Annotated in this window: 4 protein-coding genes; 3 read left to right on the forward strand and 1 reads right to left on the reverse strand. The window is 71.5% G+C overall.

Translation table 11 applies throughout. The features are described 5' to 3' along the window. On the reverse strand, positions 1-2,550 hold a 2,550-nt coding region (locus tag Q8Q85_12960; protein ID MDP3775165.1), incomplete at its 3' end, for a TonB-dependent receptor. Positions 2,551-2,611: 61 nt separating this feature from the next. Here Q8Q85_12960 and Q8Q85_12965 point away from each other — a divergent pair. Genes Q8Q85_12965 through Q8Q85_12975 form a run of 3 tightly spaced genes read left to right on the forward strand, consistent with a single transcriptional unit; the run spans position 2,612 to position 6,017 of the window. Next, a complete protein-coding gene (locus tag Q8Q85_12965) occupies positions 2,612-3,706 on the forward strand; it encodes a hypothetical protein (protein ID MDP3775166.1) in 1,095 nt (364 codons plus the stop codon). Then, positions 3,682-4,917: a hypothetical protein gene (locus Q8Q85_12970; GenBank protein ID MDP3775167.1), complete on the forward strand. Its 1,236-nt coding sequence runs from the start codon at positions 3,682-3,684 to the stop codon at positions 4,915-4,917. Before Q8Q85_12965 ends, Q8Q85_12970 begins: the two co-directional genes overlap by 25 nt. Continuing rightward, the gene (locus tag Q8Q85_12975) at positions 4,893-6,017 is read left to right on the forward strand and encodes a hypothetical protein (protein MDP3775168.1); all 1,125 of its coding nucleotides are present in this window, start codon (positions 4,893-4,895) and stop codon (positions 6,015-6,017) included. Before Q8Q85_12970 ends, Q8Q85_12975 begins: the two co-directional genes overlap by 25 nt. Positions 6,018-6,089 lie beyond the last annotated feature (72 nt).

Raw genomic sequence — 6,089 nt, forward strand, 5'->3', positions numbered from 1 at the left:
GCGCGCCTCCAGCGAATCGAGGACCACGGTCTCGTTGCCGGTCTCGGGACGCGCCGTCCGCAGCGTCCGCCAGGCGAGCAGGTTGCGCCCCTCCGCGTAGAACTCGACCGAACGCCCGTGCCAGTGCGCCGTCATCGTCAGCCGGCCGTTCACCAGCACGCTCCACGGCAGTCGCCGTCCGTCGTCCCGGCCCGGGATCGGGTAGCCGCTGCCCGCGGTGCCGGACAGGGAAGCGCTCCACCGTCCTTCCGGTGGTGCCCAGATGGCGAGCAGGTCGATCGCGTGCCGGCGATCGAACGCGAGCGGGACGTCCACCGCGCGCGTTCCCGGCGTCGCGGAGGTCGAATCGAATGGTGTGGAGACCGTCCCCTTCGCCTGCTGGAAGCTGTAGGAGAGCCGCAGCTTTCGGCCCGGGTGGCTACCCAGGTCGAGGCTGGCTTCCACGCCGTAGATCCGTCCCTGGTCGAGGTTCGAGAAGAGCCGTCCCGCCGCCGCCAGCGGCACACCGCTCGTCACCAGCCCGGACAGGTCCTTGTAATAGCCGGTGACGCCGACGAGCACGTCCGGTGTCAGGAGCTGGGTGATTCCCGCCTCGTACGACGTGGCGCGCTCGAAGCCGAGGGCCGGATTCCCCTGACGCCGGAGCGTCGTGTTCAGGCTGTCGTCGATGCCCGAATCGAAGAAGAACTGGAACGCCGGCGGCTGGCTGGAGATCCCGAAGTTCCAGCGGGCCACCGTGTGCGGAAGACCGACGTCGGTGAGCGGCATGACGAAGCCGATCCGCGGCATCACCAGCATGGTCCATCTCGCGTTCTCGATCGGGGCGCCGAGGGTCCGCCGATCCGTCGTGAACTGGATCCTCGGGTTGAAGGCCTCGAGGCGCGCACCGAGGGTCAGCGTGGCGCCGCCGACCGGCTTCAGTGTGTTCGTGAGGTAGAGCGAGGCCACGCGGGGGAAGAACGACGCCGCACTGGGGGAGGACGCGGCGAGCGCCGCGGCCGTTCGCTCGTAGGCCTGCACGTGGATCAGCTTGAAGGTGCCCCCGATCACGAGCAGATGCTGCGGATTCACCTGCGTCGTACTCGAGAGGTCCACGGTGAGCATATCGGTCTGGTGCCGCTGGACGATGCCGCTGGTGCCGCTTGTGACGAAGAGTCCCCGGCCCCAGAGGCCGTAGACCGGCCCGGTGAAGTCATCCGAAAGCACGTAGCCCGGCACGCCCCTCGCCTCCTGGATCTGCTGCTCCACGGGCTCGGCCACGAAGTCCTCGCCCCGGAAGCGCAGCCGTCGCCACGGCAGTCCACCGGTGCCCGGCCGGTCTCCGGGCACCGGCACGCCGAGGTAGCTGGCGGCCCGGGTGAGCGCCACCCGCGCCGTCAGCAGGGAGGCGCGCGAGCCGCCACCGGTCTGATGCTGGGCGCTGAAGGCCACGTGCGCCGACGTGCGTCGCTCGGCGAGGTAGTTGTCCAGGTTGTACTTGAACCGCGTGGAGTAGAGCTCCTGCTGACCGCGCGTCCAGAGCCCCGTGAGGGTGAACGAGGTCACGGGGGAAACCGGAAAGTCGATCCGCGAGAACGCCGTGAGCTGATCGCCCCGGTGGTGCGGGATGATCGCGCGCTCGAACAGGCATCTATCCCCCGGGCTCGGCGTGAGGCAGGTGAGGCCGTGCAAGCGCGGCTCCGCGTCCTCGGCGGTGGATGCCGTGCCGTCCATGAACACGGTGACGCCACTGCCCAGGAATCGCAGCGGGCCGCCCGCGCTCAGCTCGGTCCGCGACTGGCCGTAGCCGATGCGATCGGGCAGGAGTTGGCCGCCGTTCAGCGACGCGCGCGTCTCCCAGTGGTTGGGGGAGCCGCTGCGGGTCGCCACGTCCACGACGCCCGACAGGGCGTTCCCATATTGCGCACCGAAGCCGCCCGTGACGACGCTGAGCTCTTCGATGGCCGTGGGCGAAAGATTCATCGTGGTCCCGAGATCGCTCAGGGCGAACTGGTCGCGCACATCGAGGCCGTCGATCATCAGGATCGCCTGGCCCGTGCGGCCCCCGCGGAAATGGCCGTCGGCGACGCCCGCCTGGATGTCGATCACGTCGGTGAGGGTCGTGATGGGCGCCAGCCGGAGCTGCTGGCGATCCACGGTCTGCACGCTGGCCGGCTCGTCGGTTCGCTGGAACGGCCGGGCGGAGACCTCGATCTCGCCCAGCGTGGGTGTCGCGGTGGGGTGGAGCAGGATCGTGAGCTCGCTCGGCGCCGCGCCGGAGACGCGCCCGCGTACCGACAGCGCCTCGTACCCCACCCGCCTCACGACCAGCACGAATTCGCCGAGCGTCATGCCCAGAAAGACGAAACGCCCGGCGTTGTCGGTGAGCTGGACGCGCGGCGTTCCGGCGAGGAGCAGGTTGGCGCCCTCCACCGGTTGGCCGGTTTCGCGGTCCCGCACCACGCCGATCACGCGCCCGCCGCCCTGCGCCAGGCCGGGAGGGGGGGCCGCGACGGTTGCGGCCAGCAGCAGCGCGACGGTGCTTGCTGGGGAAAAGCGGAAGGAGTACACTAGCGCCACCTTGCGTTGTTTCCGGCCGTTCTGTCAAGCCTCGGCAGCTCGCCGGCGCGTCGTGCTGCTCCTCGCGCTCGGCACGGCGGCGTGCCGCACCTCCGACGATGCGCTCGTCGCCCCCCAGCCCAGATTCCCGCTCGGCGGCGGCTTCCGGCGCCTCACGTACAACAGCGGTCCCGATCTCGCGCCGACCTGGGCGGCGGACGGGAAAACGCTCTCGTATGTGACGCTGGGGCTGCCACCCGGCGCGCCGGACCAGTGGCTGCGCGTGGCCGTGCCGGCCGAAGGCGGCACCGCGGTCGAGGACGCCCCGGGGTACCGGTCGCCGTTCGGCACCGAGGCCCTTCCCGCCGTCCACGCCGCGACCGGGACCCAGGCGGCGGTCGGGTTCCTGCACCCCGCAGGAAAAGACTGTTCGTGCGGCGCGGACCCGTGGCCTACGGTGTCCACGCTCGTGGTCCTGGCAGTGGATCTCGCCGGCCCGCCCCGATCAGGGTCGTCGCTGCCGACGCTCAACTTGACGCTGGCCGGACGCGAGGTCGGCGACTCGCTGGGGGACCCCTTGTATCGCATCCTGTTCAACCCGGTCTTCGCGCGGCGCCGCGACGATCGCGCGGCCGTCTTCGGGCCGTCGTGGTCGCCCGATGGGACCCGCTTCGTCGTGAGCGACGGGGACCGGCTGTGGGTCTGGGAGGTGAGCACCGGCTCGCTCCTCCCGGTCCCGGGGGTGAGCGACGCGGGCTTCCCGCACTGGTCGCCGGACGGCACCCGCATCGCCTTCGCGCACTACGCGCGGGACCGCGTGCGCACCAACGTGTGCGTCTTCGTCTTCCAAGGTGACATCGTGTGTCGCGCGCGCACGACGACCACATCCACGATCGCACCGGACGTGTGGGTCGTCGCGCCCGATGGCGCGGGCCTCACGCGGGTCGGGTTGGGCGAGGAGGCGGCCTGGCTGCCGGCCTCGAACGCGCTGCTCGTCCGCCGCGGCACCGGCCTCGTGCTGGTCGACCTCTCGACCGGCATCGAGCAGCCGATCGCCGGGACGGCCGGCGCCACCGAGCCCGCCGTGTCGGCGGACGGGCGTCTCGCCGCCTACGTGTCGCGGGCCACGGGAAACCAGGACGTGTGGACGGTCGACCTCTCGCCGTAACGCCGGGGCTCTTCGCGCGGCGTGGCGCGCTTGCTGGGGCGATGCGGAAGAAGTACACTAGCGCCTTGCGTCATCTCCGGCCGTTCGGTCAAGCCTCGGCGGCTCGCCGGGGCGTCATGCTGCTCCTCGCACTCGGCGCGGCGGCATGCCGCGCCTCCGGCGATGGGTTCGTCGATCCCCAGCCCAGATTCCCGCTCGGCGGCGGCTTCCGCCGCCTCACCTACAATCTCGGCCCCGATCTCACGCCGGTCTGGTCCGCGGACGGGAAGTCCGTCTCGTACGCGGCCATGGGGCTGCCGCCGGCCGCGGCGGACCAGTGGTTGCGCGTCGCGGTACCGGTCGAAGGCGGCACTGCGGTCGAGGAGGCGGCGGGATATCCTTCGCCGTTCGGCACCGAGGCCCTTCCTGTCGCGCGCGCACCCGTGGGGACCCGGGCAGCGGTCGGGTTCCTGTTCACGTCGGGAAGACTTTGCCCGTGCGGCGTGGAGCCATGGCCCACCGTGTCCGACCTCGAGGTCGTGATCGTGGACCTCCCGGTCCCGCTGCAGTCACCGTCGTCGCTGCCGACGCTCAGCCTCACGCTGGCTGGACTCCAGTTCGCCGATTCGCTGGGGCTCGGCCTGGTGCGCGTCCTCTTCACTCCCGTGTTCGCGCGGCGCCGTGACGACCGCGCGGCCGCCTTCGGGCCGTCGTGGTCGCCCGATGGGACCCGCCTCGTCGTGAGCGACGGGGACCGGCTGTGGATCTGGGAGGTGAGTACCGACGCGTTCGCCATGGTGCCGGGAGTGAGCGATGCGGGCTTCCCGCACTGGTCGCCGGATGGCACCCGCATCGCCTTCGCGCACTACGCGCGGGACAGCGTGCGCACCAGCGCGTGCGTTTTCATTTTCTTCGGTGCCCCGGCGTGCTACGCGAGCCACACGACCACGACCACGATCGCACCGGACGTGTGGGTCGTCGCGCCCGATGGCGCGGGCCTCACGCGGGTCGGGTTGGGAGAGGAGGCGGCTTGGCTGCCCGCCTCGAACGCGCTGCTCGTCCGCCGCGGGACCGGCCTCGTGCTGGTCGACCTCTCGACCGGCGTCGAGCAGCCGATCGCCGGGACGGCCGGCGCCGCCGAGCCCGCCGTGTCGGCGGACGGGCGTCGCGCCGCCTACGTGTCCCGGGCCACCGGTAACCAGGACGTATGGACCGTCGACCTCTCGCCGTAACGCTGGGCGCGCTGATGGCGCTGCTGCCGGCCTGCGGTCCCACCGAGATCGTGGTGGGGGATCAACCGGGCCTCGCGCGCGTCGTCGCCGGCGTGCCGGGTGTCTCCGGACTCGGAGCCGCCGAAGGCGACGCGCGCACGGAGGCGCTAGCCGGTCCCTCGGGCATCGCCGCTCTGCCGGGCGGAACGCTGTATATCGCGGACACCGGCAACCGCGTCGTGCGCGTGGTGTCGCCGGGCGGGGTCGAGCGTATCGTGGCCGGAGACGCGCGCTGCCTTCAGACGGTGTTCGCCTCGGTCCGTGCGCGAGCGCTCTGCCTGCAGCTGCCGACCGCCATCGCCGCCTTTCCCAGCGGCGATTCGCTGCTCGTCGTGGATCAGCGTGTCCACGTGGTGTGGCTGATCGACCTCACGGCCGATTCGGCTCGGCCCTTTTTCGGAACCGGCACGCGCGGCGCGGCGGATTCCGGCGCCGTCGCCCGGACGGCGCCGACCAGCGAGCCTGACGATGTCGCGGTGGGGCCGGACGGAACGGTCTACGTCGCGGAAGTCGCCAACCACCGGATCGTGGCGATCTCGCGGGAGGTGGGGACCGGTGAATTCGTGGTGCGGCCGGCGGTGGGACGAGGCGAAGGCGGATACGGCGGTGACGGCGCGGAGGCGGTGCGCGCTCGGCTCTACGCGCCGCGCGGCGTCGCGGTGGGCGATGGAGAGCTGTACGTCGCCGACACCGGGAACCACGTGGTGCGGCGTGTCACCGCCGACGGCCGCATATCCACGGTGGCCGGCAGTGGGCTGGCGAGCTTCGGGGGCGACGGCGGGCCGGCCTTGTCCGCGCAGCTGAACCAGCCGGTGCGCGTCGCGCTCGTGGGTCGGGTCCTGATCGTCTCCGATCGCGGCAATCGCCGCGTGCGAGCCGTCCAGCTCGCTTCCGGACGGATCGGTACCTTCATGGGCAACGGTGACTCGGCGCTCGGCCCGGACCTGCTGGAGGCGGGGCTTACCACCACGTCGGTGCCGGCGGGGTTGGCGCAGGCCGAGGGATTCCTCTACGCCGCCGATGCCGGCCATCACGTCGTACGCCGCATCTTCGTTCCCTAGCATCGCGACTGGCTGCACCACCATTCGTGACGTAAATCTCTAGGCTCATGACCGACAACAACTGCACCCAAT

It is taken from the genome of Gemmatimonadales bacterium (assembly GCA_030697825.1).
In the GTDB taxonomy this organism is placed as follows: Bacteria; Gemmatimonadota; Gemmatimonadetes; order Gemmatimonadales; family JACORV01; genus JACORV01.

Bases quoted from the DNA above. Each gene is read 5' to 3' on its own strand.
- Q8Q85_12975 (MDP3775168.1), top strand. From the start codon at position 4,893: ATGGACCGTCGACCTCTCGCCGTAACGCTGGGCGCGCTGATGGCGCTG.